A 15,470-nucleotide genomic window follows, 5' to 3' on the forward strand; every position below is an offset into this window, starting at 1 on the left:
ATGGCCAGCGGCACGATCCGCTACTGGGCGGCGGCGAAGGCCGCGGCAGGCACGGCTGAGGAGCCGTACGACGCCGGCACGCTCGCCGACGCGCTGCGGCGCGCCCGCGAGCTCCACGCGGAGCGGCCCGAGTTCGCTCGGGTACTGCTGCGCTGCTCCTTCCTGGTCGACGGCGGCGCCGTGGGCACCCGCGCCCACGAGACGGTCGACCTGAGCGAGGGCGGCACGGTCGAGGTGCTCCCCCCGTTCGCGGGCGGCGCCCGATGAGCGAGGACCGGACCCCGTACGGCGAGCCCCCCACGCCCCACCCCGAGGCCGCCCAGCCGCTGCCACCGCAACAGCAGTACGCGTACCCGGAGCAGCCGCAGCCGCAGCCGCACCAGCAACCTCAGCCGCCGCAGCAGCCGCCACCGTCGTGGCAGGGCGCCTGGCAACAGCAGCCCGGCCGGCAGCAGCCGCCCGAGCACGGCCGGCACGCTCAGCAGTACGACCCGGCCCAGCAGTACGACCAGCAGCGCCAGTACGACCAGCGCCAGCAGTATGACCAGCGCCAGCAGTACGACCAGCACTGGCAGCAGAGCCGGGCCGAACAGCCGTGGCAGTCGGAGCAGGCGTGGCAGACCGAACAGCCGTGGCAGCAGCCGGGGCCGCAGGACACGTACCCGGCACCCGGCGGTGATCCGCGCGCCCATGGCGCCTGGGGCTCCGCCTACGGGGCCCCGCGGGCCTGGGCGCAGCAGTCGTTCGAGCCGACGTACGAGGTGACCCGGATCACCGAACCCGAGCCGCTCCCCGACGAGACGGCACCGCCCGCGCAGCCGCTGTCCCACGGCGCCGACGCCACCTTCCAGCTGCCCCGCGTCGTCGACGGGCCGGACGCCCAGCCCCCCTCACCCGGGGGCTCGCACCCGCAGGCGCCGGGCCGGGCCGTGGCGCGCCGCCAGGCCGGGCCCGCTGCCGCCTCCGCCGGCGCCCCGGGCCCGCTCCCGGACGCGAATCCGCCCTCGCCACCGGCCCAGGACCCGCCGGGACAGGGCGCGCGCCAGCCGCTTCCCGATCCGTACGCGGACCGGCACTCCGCCGCCACCGGCGCTCCCGGCCCTCTTCCGCCGGAGCACCACGACCCGTCGCCGCCGATGCCCCAGCCGCAGCCCGCCGCAGCGCAGCCCCAGCCGTACGCACAGCCACAGCCACAGCCGCACGCCCCACAACAGCCCTACGCACAGCCGCAGCCCCCCGGGCAGCAGCCCCACGCGCAGCCGCAGCCTCAACCGCAGCCCTTCGGCCAGCCGCCGCAGGCGGAGCAGGACCGCACCGGGCAGCCGCGGCCCGCTGAGGCCGCCGCCGGAGCCGCGGCCCCTGCGCAGGACTTGCCCGGGGCGCGGCCGCGTACCGGGTCGCCGATCATCGCCCCCGGCTTCACCCCCGCGGCGGTCACCACGGTGCTGGCGGCGCTGCTGGCGGCCGTGGCCCCGCTGGGCCACGGTGCGCTGGCCGGTGCCGTGGTGCTGCTCCAGGCGGTGACGGCCGCGGGCTGGTACCGCCTCAACGGGATGTGGCCCGCCCGGCAGGGCATCGCGCTCGCGTTCGTGGCGGGGCTGACCGCCGACGTCGGGCTGCTGGTCACGGACGGCCTGGGACTCCGGACGGACGGCGGCTCGGGGAACGCGCCGGCGGTGCTGCTCGCGGCCGCCGGGGTGTGGTGTCTGCTCTCCCTCGTGCTGCAATTGCGCAACAACTCCAGCCCGGACGAACGTCTGTACGCGGTCACCATGGGTTTCGCCGCGACGGGCCTGACGGTGCTGGCCGCCGGGTTGATCCCCACCGAGCCCGGGGCGGTCACGGTGGGCGCCGCCGCCGTCGCGGGAGCCGTTCTGCTGCGTGCCGTACCGCTGCCAGGCCCCGTCTCCGTGCTCCTCGCGGCGGCCGCCGCCGCAGGCGTGGCGGTGGCGGCGTCCCAGCTGAACGGTGTGGAACCGGTCACCGCCGCGCTGCTCGGCCTGGGCGCCGGGGTGTGCGCACTGGTGGGGCTGCGGGTGGCCAGTTACGACTGGCCCTCCCGCTTCGTCCACATGACGGCGGGCGTGGCGCTGCCCCTCACGCTGGCCACCCCCGCCCTGTACCTGCTGGGCCGCACGCTGCTGTGAGCCGGTGCCCCGCGGCGCCGGCCAGGCGCCCGCACGCCCGCTCGCCGCTGCCCGGAAAGCGCGGGCAGCGGGTTACGCTCGCGCGTAGCCAGCCGACTCATGGGGGATACGGAACGCAATGCGCGCACTACGCATAGGTCTTGTGATCCTGGTGGTACTCGCCGGGCTCTTCGTGGCCGCCGACCGGATCGCGGTCAACCTCGCCGAGGACGAGGTGGCCAAGAAGCTCAAGGGCGAGCTGGGCTCCGCCTCCTCAGGCGACCCCGAGGTCTCCATCGAGGGCTTCCCCTTCCTCACCCAGGTCGCCGGCAAGGAGCTGGACAAGGTGACGGCCCAGGTGAAGGGCGTCACCGCGAAGGCGGGCGGGCGCGAGGTGCGGCTGAGCGAGGTCTCCATGGAGGCCACCGATGTCGCGCTGTCCGACAACTACAGCTCGGCCGTCGCCGACCACGCCACCGGCACCGTCCACCTCTCCTACAAGGACCTGTCCAACGCGGCGGACGAGGGCGTGCGCGTCAGCTACGGCGGCAAGAGCAATTCCGGCAAGGACCAGGTGAAGGTCAGCGCGAGCGTGACCATCCCGCTGGTCGGCAAGACCATCGAGCGCAGCGTCTACAGCACCGTCAGCGTGGCAGGCGGCAAGACGGTGCGGCTGCACGCGGACGAGGTGCCGGGCTCGAAGATCCCCGGTATCGAGAAGGCGATCCGCGAGAAGATCGACTTCGACCGGACGATAGACAAGCTCCCCGAGGGGCTGAAGCTCGACAAGGTCGACGCCGACAAGGACGGCGTGGATCTCTCCATGGAGGGCACCGGCGTGCACCTGGCCGGCTGACCGGCCGGTCACCCGTCCGGTACCGGGACCCCAGGTCCGGCCCGGTCCCGGAATGCGAGACGCCCGGGTCCGCACAGTAGATGTTTCCGGCCACCGTGCGGCAGCGCGGCGCCGCGCGGAACCCCCGACGTCCCGAATCGCGGACACAACCGTCTCAGAGTGCGGATCGACGGTGACACGGGCCCTCCGTCGTCCTTACGATCGAGCGCATGAAGCGACAGGCGGACCTCACGAAGCGCCGGGCAGTGGACCTGTGCCGCATCGCCGCCATGCTCTGTCGCGGCTCCCGCTGACCCGCCGGCCGTCCGCTCCCAGCCGACGCCGCGCACGGCAGCGCACCAGGCGCCCCCGCGCACGCCCGCCCACCGGCAGCAGGGCTGTCCCGGCACCTCCCGCCTCCCCGCGGGCGCCGTATCCCGCACCCCGCTCCGGCAGTGGCACCGGCACCGTTCCCTCCCGCGGTCCTCGCGGCTCCCGCCGCGGACGGGGAAGGACCCGCGCCTCGCGCCCACGTACGCCCCACTCACCCTCCGCCGCACCCACCCACCCAAGAGGAGAGACAGCATGAGCCGCAGCGACGTACTGGTCGACGCCGAGTGGGTCGAGGCCCACATCGACGACCCGAAGGTGGTCCTCGTCGAGGTGGACGAGGACACCTCGGCCTACGACAAGAACCACATCAAGAACGCCGTCCGCATCGACTGGAAGCAGGACCTCCAGGACCCGGTGCGCCGCGACTTCGTCGACCAGGAGGGCTTCGAGAAGCTCCTGTCGGCCAAGGGCATCGCGAACGACGACACCGTCGTCCTCTACGGCGGCAACAACAACTGGTTCGCCGCCTACGCCTACTGGTACTTCAAGCTCTACGGCCACGGGGACGTCAAGCTCCTGGACGGCGGCCGCAAGAAGTGGGAGCTGGACTCCCGCGACCTGGTCGCCGAGGTCCCCGAGCGTCCGGCCACCGACTACAAGGCCAAGCCGCAGGACACCTCCATCCGCGCCTTCCGCGACGAGGTCGTCGACGCCATCGGCACCAAGAACCTGGTCGACGTGCGCTCCCCCGACGAGTTCAGCGGCAAGCTGCTGGCCCCCGCCCACCTGCCGCAGGAGCAGTCGCAGCGCGCCGGACACGTGCCCAGCGCCCGCAACATCCCCTGGTCCAAGTCGGCCAACGACGACGGCACCTTCAAGTCCGACGACGAGCTCACCGAGCTCTACCAGGGCGAGGGCGTCGACCTGGGCACGGACACCATCGCCTACTGCCGCATCGGCGAGCGCTCCGCCCACACCTGGTTCGTGCTGCACGAGCTGCTGGGCCAGGAGAACGTCAAGAACTACGACGGCTCCTGGACCGAGTACGGCTCCCTCGTCGGCGTGCCCGTCGAGCTGGGCTCGAACTGACCCTGCGCCCCTTCCGCGAACCACTCCAGGGAGAACCCACCATGTGCGGAGCACAGTCAGGCGGCCCGGACGCCGCCGGCGCCAAGCCCGGCGAGACGACGATCCAGGGCAGCGTCACCCGCGACGGCGAACCCGTGACCGGGTACGTACGGCTGCTCGACTCCACCGGGGAGTTCACCGCGGAGGTACCGACCTCCGCCACCGGCCAGTTCCGCTTCTACGCCGCCGAGGGCACGTGGACCGTCCGCGCCCTGGTGCCCGGCGGCACGGCCGACCGCACCGTCATCGCCCAGACGGGCAACCTGTCCGAGGTCACCATCGCGGTGTGACCCCCCCCGGTGGGCGCCCTCCACTGGGGGCGCCCACCGCTGAGGGGCGCCCGCGGTGGAGGGCTGCCCGTAGGCTGGAAGCCATGGCAACCCGCAGCACGCTCGTCATCAAGGTCACCGCGGGGGCTGACGCCCCCGAGAGGTGTTCGCAGGCGTTCACCGTGGCCTCCGTGGCTGCGGCGAGCGGCACCCGAGTCAGCCTGTGGCTGACCGGCGAGTCCGCGTGGTTCGCCCTCCCGGGCCGCGCCGCCGAGTTCGAGCTGCCGCACGCGGCTCCGCTGCCCGACCTCATGGAGGCCGTTCTGGCGAGCGGGGGAGGGATCACCCTGTGCACCCAGTGCGCGGCCCGCAGGGGCATCGAGGAGAAGGACGTCGCCGAGGGCGTCCGCATCGCCGGTGCGCAGGTCTTCGTCAGCGAGATCATGCCGGAGGGCGTGCAGGCCCTCGTCTACTGAGCCCCACCCCCTGCCCGTACCCCGGCGGCCCCCTCGGGAGGCCGCCCCGCGCGCCGGCGACTAGACTCGGCCAGGTCCCAGAACACCGCCCAAGGAGAGCCGCCCCGTGCTTGAGGCATTCTTCACCGCCCTGATGGTCCTGGTCTGCATCGGCACCGTGGCCTTCGCCGGGCTGACCTTCAAGAAGCTGTACCAGGGTCAGCGCTGAGCGCGGCCCACAGCTGACCCGGACCTTCGAGACGACTTGAGCGCATCATGATCGAGATTCCGTCCGACCTGCACCCGGACCTCGTCCCCCTCGCCTTCCTGCTCGGCAACTGGACAGGGGCGGGAGTCGCCGCCCTCGACGAGAACCAGGGCGAGGGCGAGAAGAAGTGCAACTTCGGGCAGGAGGTCACCTTCACCCACGACGGGCGTGACTTCCTGGAGTACTTCTCGCACACCTGGGAGCTGGACGCCGAGGGCAAGAAGGTCCGCCCGCTGGAGACCGAGACGGGGTACTGGCGGATCGACAAGGACCGCAAGGTCGAGGTCGTGATGATCCGCGACCAGGGCATCGCGGAGGTCTGGTACGGGGAGCTGGCCGACAAGAAGCCGCAGATCGACCTGGCGACGGACGCGGTGGCGCGCACCGAGGCGGCGGGCGAGTACAGCGGCGGGAAGCGGCTGTACGGCTATGTGAACGGCGACCTGATGTGGGTGGGCGAGAAGGCCACACCGCAGACGCCGCTGCACCCCTACATGTCGGCGCAGCTGAAGAAGGTCGTCGACCCCAAGGAGTGGGCGAAGGACGTCGTGGATCTGCCGGACGACGGTATCGCGTTCTTCCGCTGAGGGCAGCGGCCCGCGGACAGGTACCGCGTCACAGTGCGGCACCAGGCGTCTCAGCGGTGTCACGATTGTGAAAGCTGTGCAAGAGCCGCTTTCCGGTCAGTAGCCGGAAAGCGGCTCTTCGGCTTCTCCGGGATCTTTCCCCACCGGCATCCGGGCAGGTCACAGGCGGGTGTCGCACGCTACCGGGCGGTCGGTTCACCGTCCGCGAGCGGGACTAATGCGTACCCCCGAGTGATAAGAATGGCGTTAATCCATTCACCGGCACGGGTTCCGGCGGCCCTCAGCGCGTGCGTTCCCGCACGCTGCCGCCGCCGCGCCCGGCTGTCCTAACGGGGAAAAGGCTCTTTCTGTGAATCGTTCCCGCATCACCTCCGCCGCCGCCACCGTCGCCCTCCTCGGCGGCCTGGCCGCCACCCAGGTGGCCACCGCGGCCGGCGCGTTCGCTTACGACAGCGGCGCCGAGCTGAACGTCGGCCTCACGTCGGGCATCCTCTACGACAAGAACTCCGGCAAGGTCCTCGGCGACGGCATCGGCGGCAACTTCGGCAACCACGGGCCCGAGGCCGCCAAGGCCACCGTCACGGTGACCGCCGTCAAGAACGTCACCTTCACGGCCGAGCCCAAGGTCGACAAGGGCACCGTGAAGTCCTGGAGCGCCAAGAAGGTCGTCATCGAGGCGAACCTGGCCGCCGACGGCGACGCCCTGGAGAACATGGACCTCCCGGCCAGCCTCTCCGGCACGAAGCAGACGCTGCGCGCCGAGATCAAGGGCGACAAGACCGACCCCGACACCAGCAACAACAGCGTCACCCAGACCTACAGCGTCGACGCGACCAAGCCCAAGCCGACCGAGAAGCCCACCCAGAAGCCGACTCAGAAGCCGACGGACGAGCCGAGCGAGAAGCCGTCAGAGAAGCCCACCCAGAAGCCCACCCAGAAGCCGTCGCAAAAGCCCGGCGACGACCCCTCGGACGACGCCAACACCCCGGCCCCCGCCGGTGGTACGGACAAGGGCAGCGGCTCGGGCGGCGGCGACCTGGCCGAGACCGGTGGCGGCTCCGACACCCCGCTGCTCGCCGGCGGCGCGGGCGCCCTCGTCGTGATCGGCGGCGCGGCCGTGTTCCTGGCCAAGCGGAAGAAGACCGCAGGACAGAACTGATTCCGCGGCTCACTCTCTTCCGGTGGGGCGGGTCCGGGTGCCACGGGGGCACCCGGGCCCGCGCCGCTTCTACACTGGACCTCGTGGCTATCACCGACTGGCAGAGCGATCTTCGGGCGCGCGGATACCGGCTCACCCCGCAGCGCCAGCTCGTGCTGGAGGCCGTGGACAAACTGGAGCACTCCACTCCGGACGACATCCTCGCCGAGGTCCGCCGCACGGCGGGCAGCGTCAACATCTCGACGGTCTACCGCACCCTGGAGCTCCTGGAGGAGCTGGGCCTGGTCTCCCACGCCCACCTCGGCCACGGCGCCCCCACCTACCACCTGGCCGACCGGCACCACCACATGCACCTGGTGTGCCGGGACTGCACGGACGTGATCGAGGCCGATCTGTCCGAGGCCGAGCCCTTCACCGCCCGGCTGCGCGAGCGCTTCGGTTTCGACACCGACATGAAGCACTTCGCGATCTTCGGGCGGTGCGCCACGTGCCGGGCGAAGGCCGAGGAGAGCGGGGAAGGACCGTCGTAGGCTGGGCGTATGTCCTCCAGCAGTCCGAGCAACCCGAGCAGCGGCTCAGCCCCTGCCGCCACCCCCAGCCCCCTGCTCACGCTGCCGGGCGCCGTCGCCGCCGAGGCACCCGACGAGGGTGTCGCCGCCCACTACGGCGACCTGTTCAAGGAACAGCGCGCACTCGCCGACGGCACCGGCTTCGTGGACCTCTCGCACCGCGGCGTGGTCACCGTCTCCGGTGAGGACCGCCTCACCTGGCTGCACCTGCTGCTCACCCAGCACGTCGAGCGGCTCCCGGCCGGGCAGGCCACCGCGGCGTTGATCCTCTCCGCCAACGGGCACATCGAACAGGAACTCCAGCTCGTCGACGACGGGACGACGGTGTGGATGCACACCGAACCGGGCAAACAGGGCGAACTGCTGGCGTATCTGGAGAGCATGCGCTTCTTCTACCGGGTGGAGATCGCCGACCGGACGAGCGAGGTCGCCGTCGTCCACCTGCCCGCGGGGTCCATCGCCGAGGTACCCGCGAGCGCGCACGCCGTACGCGAGACCGCCCACGGGCGCGACCTGTTCCTGGCCCGCGCCGAGCTGGCCGCGTTCGCCACCTCGCACGCGCCCGCGGTGGGCGTACTGGCCCACGAGGCCCTGCGGGTCGAGGAGCGGCGGCCCCGCCTCGGCATGGAGACCGATCACCGGACGATCCCGCACGAAGTGGGATGGATCGGCTCCGCCGTGCATCTGGAGAAGGGCTGCTACCGCGGCCAGGAGACCGTCGCCCGCGTCCACAACCTGGGGAAACCGCCGCGCCGCCTGGTCTTCCTCCACCTGGACGGCAGCGAGGTACGGCTGCCCGCGCACGGCGACGCGGTGCGGCTCGCCGCCACCGGACTGGAGGGCCGGCAGATCGGCTTCGTCACCACCTCGGCCCGCCACCACGAGCTGGGACCGATCGCGCTGGCCCTGGTGAAGCGGAACGTCGCCCCCGACGCGGAACTGATCGTGGGCCCCGACGCCACAGCGGCCGCCCAGGAGGTCGTCGTCGCCCCGTAGGCCCCCGGCCGCCCGTCCCCGCCCCTTCGAGGAGCGGGGACGGGCGCCCTTCAGACCTCCAGCAGCACCGTGAAAGGGCCGTCGTTCGTCAGGGAGACCTTCATGTCGGCCCCGAACTCGCCGGTGGCGACCTCGGCACCCGACTCCCGCAACCTGGCGACCACTTCCTCGACGAGCGGCTCGGCGACATCGCCCGGCGCCGCCCCGTTCCACGTGGGCCTGCGGCCCTTGCGCGCGTCACCGTAGAGAGTGAACTGACTGATCACCAGCAGCGGCGCTCCGATATCCGAACACGACTTCTCCCCGTGGAGAATCCGTACGGACCACACCTTGCGCGCGAGCTGCGCTGCCTTCTCCTTCGTGTCCTCGTGCGTGACCCCGACCAGCACGCACAGGCCCTCGCCGACTATCCGACCAACGGTCCGGCCCTCCACGGTGACGCTCGCGCCGTCCACTCTCTGCACCACTGCTCGCATGCTGCCCATCATGCCGCCCCGCTCCCCGAGGCGGGACGCGGCCGCCGTGCGGGGCGGGTGACCGGTGCGAACGGGGGGCACTCAGTGGCACGATGCGCACACGCGGTGCGTTCAGCACGTGCCGCGCGAGCTACCGCGGACGGGGATGAGGGGACACAAGCCCATGAGCACAACCGGAGCGGGCCGGGCTCACACACCACGACAGCCCGGAGGCGAAGCCTCAGGACGGCTGCCGGAGGAGGACCGGCCGGACCTGCTCACGCTGAGCCTGCCCGAGCTGCGCGCCCTGCGGCGCGAGGCCCAGCAGGACGAGGCGGATCTGAGCTACGTCCGCAGACTGCTCCAGGGGCGGATCGACATCCTCCGCGCCGAACTGGCCCGGCGCAGCTCGGCGGGGTCGCCGCTGCTGGACCTGCTGCCGCAGATCCTCACCGACAGCCCGGCGGGCCACCGCTCCGCGCGCCATGTGACTCTCGCCGCACCGCGCGGTGAGAAGTACCGGGCGCTGGCCGAGACGATGCTGGCCGAGGTGGAGCTGAGCGACCTCGAGGCACGCACGGACACCGAGCTGCACGAGGCCATGGCACGACTGGTCGGGTACGAGAGCCAAGTCTCAGGGCGCCGCCAGGAGTTGCAGCGCACCGCCGACGGGTGCAGCACCGAGATCGCCCGCCGCTACCGGGAGGGGGAGGCGCAGGTCGACGATCTCCTGCCGTGAGCGGTCGGCGGCCGCCCGGCCGGCTGCGCGGTCGGGGGCGTGCGTTTCACGGGTCTTGTGGTGCGGTTACGGTGAGGGGTCACGAATGCAGCAACCCCGTACGCCGGTACGCCGAACATCACCGGAAGGTCCCGAGATGCCCGACATACTCCCCGTGCTCGCCGAGGTCGTCAGGTCCGGCTTCACCGAGGGGCGGCACCGGGGTTCGCTGGTGGTACTGGCGGCGGACGGCAGCGTCACCTGCGCGCTGGGCGACCCGGAGGCGCCGGTCTTCCCCCGCTCGGCGAACAAGCCCTTCCAGGCCGCCGCCGTGCTCCGCTCCGGTCTGGAGCTGGCCGGCGAGCGGCTGGCACTGGCCGCCGCGAGCCACTCCGGGGAGACCTTCCACCTCGACCTGGTGCGCACGATGCTCGCCGAGCACGGACTGGCCGAGTCCGCCCTGCGGTGCCCGGCCTCCCTCCCGCTGGACGGTGAGGAGAGCGAGGCGTTCCTGGCCGCCGGGCACACCCGTACCCCGCTGGCCATGGACTGCTCCGGCAAGCACACGGCCATGCTCGCCGCCTGCCGGGCAGCGGGATGGCCGCTGGAGAGCTACCTCGACCCCGGCCATCCGTTGCAGAAGCTGGTCCGCGCCACCCTGGAGGAGGCCACCGGCGACCCGGTGGCGCACGTCGGCGTCGACGGCTGCGGCGCCCCGCTGATGGCCGTCTCACTGACCGGGCTGGCCCGCGGCTTCCGCGCACTGGCCCTGGCGCCCGGGGACTCCCCCGAGGGGCGGGTCGCCGAGGCGATGCGCGCCCACCCCGAGTACGTCGGCGGTACCCGCAGGCACGACACCTGGCTGATGCGGGAGCTGCCCGGTTCCGTCAGCAAGATGGGCGCCGAGGCGGTGCAGGGGGTCGCGCTGCCGGACGGACAGGCCCTCGCCTTCAAGGTGGAGGACGGCGCGAGCAGGGCGCTCGGCCCCGTCGTGGCACGCGCCCTGTCCGTTCACATGGGAGCGAGCGCGCCCGTGCTCGATCGCCTCTCGACCGTGCCGGTGCTGGGCGGCGGCGCGCGGGTCGGCGAGGTCCGCGCCGCGTTCTGAGCCGCGTTCCGAGCCGCGTTCCGAGAGGACGACGGCTCGCGAGGAGCCGTGTGCGCGCCGGGGGGCCGGCGTCGCCGACGCTCCGGAAACCCAGGTGCGAACGGGGGCCGGCGCGCCTAGCGTGACCGCATGGCGAACGGTCTCCAGATCCGCACCCTGGCCACCCCCGACGACTTCCCCGAGTGGCTGCGCGCCGTCGCCACCGGCTTCTACCGCGGTCCCGCCGTGAGCCCCGAGGAGGTCGCGGTCCGCGGGCAGGGCCTCGATACCCCGGACGCGCTGGACCGCACGCAGGGCGCCTACGACGGGGCCAGGTGCGTGGGCACGTTCCGTACGACGCCGCAGGAGTTGACCGTGCCGGGCGGTTCCGTACTGCCCGCGTGTGCCGTCACCGCCGTCACCGTCTCCCCCACGCACCGCAGGCGCGGCCTGTTGACGGCGATGACGGCGAACGCGCTGGACGCCGCGAAGGAGCGGGGGGACGCCTGCGCCAGCCTGATCGCCGCCGAGTACCCGATCTACGGGCGCTACGGTTTCGGCCCCGCCGCGGAGGCCACCGAGTGGGAGGTCCACGTCGCCCGCACGGGCCTCGACCGGCGGTACGCGGGCCCGGCCGACGCGGGGGACGGCGGGCGGGTGGATTTGGAGGACGCCGCCGGGTTCCGCGCGTCGATGCCCGCGGTCCACGCGCGGTTTCGCACCGGAGCGCACCGCCAGGGCGCCATCGACAGGAACGAGAAGTGGTGGCGGGTGGCCACCGGGGAGCTGCGCTACCCGGACGACGGTTTCACCGCCCCGTTCCACGCGGTCTACCGCGACGCAGAGGGCCACCCGCAGGGCGGGGTGACCTACGCCTCCGACAACGTGTGGCAGGCCAAGCAGCCCGAACAGACCCTCACCGTCCAGGACCTGTTCGCCACCACGGCGGCTGCCGAGGCCGCGCTGTGGCGGTACGTCCTGGCGATGGACTGGGTCCAGCGGGTACGGACGGGGCTGCGCGCCCCCGACGACGTGCTGCGCCTGCTGCTGCCCGACCCGCGTGCCGCCCGCACCGTCAGCCACACCGACTGGCTGTGGATCCGCCCGCTGGACGTACCGCGCATGCTGACGGCCCGCACCTACGCGGGCGCCGGCGCCTCTCTCGTCCTGGACGTGCGCGACAAGGACGGTTACGCGGCCGGCAGGTTCCGGCTGGAGACGGGTGGGCCGCGGGGCGCGGCCCGGTGCACCGCCACCCGCGAGGAACCCGACCTCACCCTCGACGTCGCACAGCTCGCCGCCCTCTACCTGGGCGACGAGTCGGCCGTGCGGCTCGCCGCCCTGGGGCTGCTGGCCGGTCACCGTGAGGGAGCCGTCGAGCGGGCGGACGCGCTGTTCCGCACCGCGCGGCGCCCGTGGTGCCCGGACATGTTCTGACGAGGGGCGGAAAGGGGGCGTGGGGCCGCCCCTCTCGCGCGGGGCGGCAGGGCATCGTGCCGCCACCGCGCGGGTCGGCGTGCCGGTTTCCGTCATCAAGCCGCCTTCCCCGTGGCGTGGGTGAGTGGGAGGGGAAGGCGGCATGACGGCGACCGTCCCGCCGCGGCGGGACGGTCAGGGGTGCAGCAGCAGCGTGGCGAGCACGAGCGCGCCGGCGGTGCTGCATCCGGTGTGCCTGGCCTTGAGGCCGATACTCAGCAACAGGAACCCGGCGAGGCCGAGGACCCCGAAGCGCACCTGGACGAGCTGTTCGAAGAAGACGACGGCGGCTGCGACAGCGAGCGCGAGGAGCGGCATGGCGATCCCTCCTTCTCAGGCACGGGAAGAACGGCTGTGCTGGAGGTACGGGGTGCGCCCATGCATCGTCGGACGGGCGATGGCGTCGGTGAGCGGGCGGATCTCGCCGTCGGACGGATCGTGTCGTCGAACGGATCGTGTCGTCGAACGGGCGAGCGGCTCGGGGCCGGCGGGCCGAGACAGGTCGTAGCCAACTTGGCTGCTCAAGCGTCGAGTTGGTGACCAACTCACCTACTGCATTCCCAGTTGTCCGCCACCTGAAAACCACTGGCGGACAACTGCCGTACTTTTCCGCGAAGTTGTAGGGTCGGTGGCGTGACCAGGAAGCCCGCCTCCAGCAGCGGCCGCCGCCCGCGCGACGTGGTCGCCGACGCCCTGCGCGCGCGCATCCGCAACGGTGAGTACGCGCCCGGCTCCAGGCTCCCCACCCAACGCGAACTGGAGACCGAGTTCACCGTCGGCCGCAGCGCCGTCCGCGAGGCCCTCGCCGCCCTCACCCGCGAAGACCTCCTGGAGAACGTGGGCCGCGGCTCCTCCCCCACCGTGGCCGAACCCGGCCACGGCGGGAGAGGAGACGAAGCCCCCCGCAGCGCGGGGGTCGAGCTGGCGGACAGGCTCCACGAGGCTTTCCAGTCCGAACACGTGACCGTCGACGCGTTCTCCCTCACCACCGAAACCCTCAACAACGCCCTCGCCTGGCCCATACGCCAGGTCATGGAAGGGCGGCTGACGCCGCGCACCGTCACGGCCCGCGTCCTCGTCCCCAGTCTGGAAGCCCGCCTCGCGCTCCCCCGCCTCATCGACGACCCCGACGACCCCAAGCCCCGCGAGCGGCTGCACCAGATGCAGACCAGCTACGTGCACGCCGTCGACAACTCGCTGACCTCGCTGGCCCGGTTCGGCGTCGAGGTCTCCCTCACCGTCCGCGCCGTCCCCCTCACCCCCACCCACAAGCTCTACCTGCTCAACCGCCACGAGGCCCTCATCGGCTACTACCAGGTCGTCAGGAACGAGGAAGCCGCCTTCCAGGGCGAACAGCTGTCCCTGTACGACGTGCTCGGCCTCACCGCCAAACTCTTCCGCTCCACCAGCGGCGTGGAGGCACGGGACGACCAGGAGGCGGCCTTCGTGGCGGAGTCCCGCCAGTTCTTCGACTCTCTGTGGGACACGATCGCGACCCGGTTCGACTGAGCCGGACGGCACGGCCCCGCGCCCCCTCCGTGCGCGCGGCCCCGCCACCGCGGTCCCGGCCGACCGCGTTCGGGTGACCGGCGGGCGCTCGGCGGAGGAAGAGGGACGAGGGCCGGATACAGTGCCTCCACTTGTGTGGAGCCTCCCTCCCTCCGCAGACCCGCCTCTAGGGAGTGTCTTCCAAGTAGCGGCGTCCGCCCGGAGGGCGGGCCTGGCGGTGTCTGGTGCGTGCGCTCGCAAGGCGGAGGAGGGAGTCCCTGCGTGGGGGCACCTCCCGGGGCGAGCGAAGCCGAGCCCTGGGGGAAGCGGCGACCGACGACAACGCCGCGAGCGTGCGTGCCAGGCGCCGCCAGGCAGGCGGGACTTTGAAGACACGACCTAGGACAGCGCCCATGACATCCCACGCCCTGAGGCAGGCCGCAGCGCTCGGCTCGGTGGACGGCCCCCTGGGGGGTTACCACCGCGAGTGGTACGTGGTACGGCCGGGTAGCGCACTCCCCGGGCTGGGACGCGTCAAACTCGGCGAGCCACGCGGAGGCGTCCTGTGGCTGGACCGCCGCTTCTTCACCTCCGAGGACGAACTCCTCGTCGAACTCGCCACCCTCGGCGTCCCCCGCATCCCCCCGGTGCTCCGCCTCGACACCCCGCACGGCATGGTGCTCCACGGCTTCGTCGAAGGCACCACCCTCGCCGAACACGCCCCAGCCGGACACCGCGTGGCCCCCGAGCACCTGCGCCAGATCATGGCGCGCTTCGCCTCCCTGTGCCGCCTGCGCCCCCACCACGTGCGCGCCCGGCGCTCCCCGCTCCCCCCCACCGCCGGCCCGCCGCGACACGACCGCGACAGCGCGGGCTTCCTGCACAGCATGCTCGCCTTCACCCGCGCCCAGGCCCACCACGCCCAGCTCCCCCGCTACGGTGCGCTCTTCGCCCGGCTCGGCGTACCCCACGACGCGCTGGGGCCGCACTCGCGACCGGCACGGGCAGCCGGACACCTGGCCGAGCGGCCCTTCTGCCTCCTCCACGGCGACCTGCACCGCGCCAACCTCGTCGTCGACCCCGCCGGAGACCTGTGGACCATCGACTGGGAACTCGCCGCCCTCGGCGACCCCCTCTACGACCTGGCGACACACCTGTACCTGATGGACTACCCCGCCGCCCAGCACGCCGAGGTCGTGGCCGACTGGCGCCGCACCGTCGGCACACTGCTGCCCGGAGCCGACGCCCAACTGGACGAGGACCTGCCCCGCTACCTCGACTACAAGCGCGCCCAGTCCGTCTTCACCGACGCGGTACGGCAGGCCATCGCCGTCCGCGACGCGGCCGGCACCCCGCGACTCGCCGACCGCCTCGGCCACGCGGCCAAACTCCTCCACGACGTCCTGACCCGGGCGGCCGACGCCCTCGACCTCGACGACGTACCCGACGCCGGAGCCATCGAGACGGCCTACGCCGACGTGTGCGCATCCTGACCGAACCCACACCGCACGCACCGGTCCC

At 72.5% G+C, this 15,470-nt stretch carries 17 protein-coding genes; 15 read left to right on the forward strand and 2 right to left on the reverse strand.

Features of this window, described 5'->3' with window-relative positions:
- The 10 genes from DQ392_RS15885 to ygfZ all read left to right on the forward strand — a co-directional run bounded on the left by DQ392_RS15885 (nt 1) and on the right by ygfZ (nt 8,725).
- Nucleotides 1-267 (forward strand): MoaD/ThiS family protein, encoded by a 267-nt coding sequence (locus DQ392_RS15885; protein ID WP_114016242.1) that lies wholly within the window; start codon nt 1-3, stop codon nt 265-267.
- Nucleotides 264-2,147: a hypothetical protein gene (locus DQ392_RS15890; RefSeq protein ID WP_114016243.1), complete on the forward strand. Its 1,884-nt coding sequence runs from the start codon at nt 264-266 to the stop codon at nt 2,145-2,147. The genes DQ392_RS15885 and DQ392_RS15890 overlap by 4 nt, the downstream gene beginning before the upstream one ends.
- A gap of 118 nt (nt 2,148-2,265) precedes the next feature.
- Entirely contained in the window at nt 2,266-2,982 is a 717-nt protein-coding gene (locus DQ392_RS15895) for an LmeA family phospholipid-binding protein (protein ID WP_114016244.1), read from the forward strand.
- 564 nt (nt 2,983-3,546) lie between these two features.
- On the forward strand, nt 3,547-4,383 hold the full coding sequence (locus DQ392_RS15900) for a sulfurtransferase (protein ID WP_114016245.1): 837 nt from the start codon (nt 3,547-3,549) through the stop codon (nt 4,381-4,383).
- Between the two features lie 41 nt (nt 4,384-4,424).
- On the forward strand, nt 4,425-4,712 hold the full coding sequence (locus DQ392_RS15905; protein WP_114016246.1) for a DUF1416 domain-containing protein: 288 nt from the start codon (nt 4,425-4,427) through the stop codon (nt 4,710-4,712).
- A gap of 83 nt (nt 4,713-4,795) precedes the next feature.
- A complete protein-coding gene (locus DQ392_RS15910) occupies nt 4,796-5,167 on the forward strand; it encodes a DsrE family protein (RefSeq protein WP_114016247.1) in 372 nt (123 codons plus the stop codon).
- Between the two features lie 255 nt (nt 5,168-5,422).
- Nucleotides 5,423-6,001, forward strand: a complete 579-nt coding sequence (locus DQ392_RS15920) for a heme-binding beta-barrel domain-containing protein (protein WP_114016248.1) — start codon at nt 5,423-5,425, stop codon at nt 5,999-6,001.
- A gap of 349 nt (nt 6,002-6,350) precedes the next feature.
- Complete coding sequence (locus DQ392_RS15925) at nt 6,351-7,160, forward strand: PT domain-containing protein (RefSeq protein WP_114016249.1); 810 nt, start codon at nt 6,351-6,353, stop codon at nt 7,158-7,160.
- An 83-nt stretch (nt 7,161-7,243) separates the two neighbouring features.
- Nucleotides 7,244-7,690, forward strand: a complete 447-nt coding sequence (locus DQ392_RS15930; protein WP_114016250.1) for a Fur family transcriptional regulator — start codon at nt 7,244-7,246, stop codon at nt 7,688-7,690.
- Between the two features lie 9 nt (nt 7,691-7,699).
- Nucleotides 7,700-8,725 (forward strand): CAF17-like 4Fe-4S cluster assembly/insertion protein YgfZ, encoded by a 1,026-nt coding sequence (gene ygfZ, locus DQ392_RS15935; RefSeq protein ID WP_114016251.1) that lies wholly within the window; start codon nt 7,700-7,702, stop codon nt 8,723-8,725.
- Between the two features lie 50 nt (nt 8,726-8,775).
- Here ygfZ and dtd read toward each other — a convergent pair whose 3' ends face one another.
- The gene (dtd, locus tag DQ392_RS15940; RefSeq protein WP_114016324.1) at nt 8,776-9,201 is read right to left on the reverse strand and encodes a D-aminoacyl-tRNA deacylase; all 426 of its coding nucleotides are present in this window, start codon (nt 9,199-9,201) and stop codon (nt 8,776-8,778) included.
- A 163-nt stretch (nt 9,202-9,364) separates the two neighbouring features.
- Between dtd and DQ392_RS15945 the strand changes: the two genes are divergently transcribed.
- From DQ392_RS15945 to DQ392_RS15955, 3 genes are all read left to right on the forward strand, one after another.
- Nucleotides 9,365-9,919 carry an RsiG family protein gene (locus tag DQ392_RS15945; RefSeq protein ID WP_114016252.1) on the forward strand — a complete coding sequence of 185 codons (555 nt, stop codon included), beginning with the start codon at nt 9,365-9,367 and terminating at the stop codon, nt 9,917-9,919.
- A gap of 136 nt (nt 9,920-10,055) precedes the next feature.
- The gene (locus DQ392_RS15950; RefSeq protein ID WP_114016253.1) at nt 10,056-11,006 is read left to right on the forward strand and encodes an asparaginase; all 951 of its coding nucleotides are present in this window, start codon (nt 10,056-10,058) and stop codon (nt 11,004-11,006) included.
- A gap of 129 nt (nt 11,007-11,135) precedes the next feature.
- Nucleotides 11,136-12,422 carry a GNAT family N-acetyltransferase gene (locus DQ392_RS15955; protein ID WP_114016254.1) on the forward strand — a complete coding sequence of 429 codons (1,287 nt, stop codon included), beginning with the start codon at nt 11,136-11,138 and terminating at the stop codon, nt 12,420-12,422.
- 174 nt (nt 12,423-12,596) lie between these two features.
- Here the strand turns inward: DQ392_RS15955 and DQ392_RS15960 are convergent, their stop codons facing one another.
- Complete coding sequence (locus tag DQ392_RS15960) at nt 12,597-12,779, reverse strand: hypothetical protein (protein ID WP_114016255.1); 183 nt, start codon at nt 12,777-12,779, stop codon at nt 12,597-12,599.
- 315 nt (nt 12,780-13,094) lie between these two features.
- Between DQ392_RS15960 and DQ392_RS15965 the strand changes: the two genes are divergently transcribed.
- Nucleotides 13,095-13,970: a FadR/GntR family transcriptional regulator gene (locus tag DQ392_RS15965; RefSeq protein ID WP_114016256.1), complete on the forward strand. Its 876-nt coding sequence runs from the start codon at nt 13,095-13,097 to the stop codon at nt 13,968-13,970.
- A gap of 392 nt (nt 13,971-14,362) precedes the next feature.
- On the forward strand, nt 14,363-15,442 hold the full coding sequence (locus DQ392_RS15970; RefSeq protein ID WP_114016257.1) for a phosphotransferase: 1,080 nt from the start codon (nt 14,363-14,365) through the stop codon (nt 15,440-15,442).
- Nucleotides 15,443-15,470: the final 28 nt, after the last annotated feature.

Source organism: Streptomyces reniochalinae (genome assembly GCF_003323735.1).
Lineage (GTDB): Bacteria > Actinomycetota > Actinomycetes > Streptomycetales > Streptomycetaceae > Streptomyces > Streptomyces reniochalinae.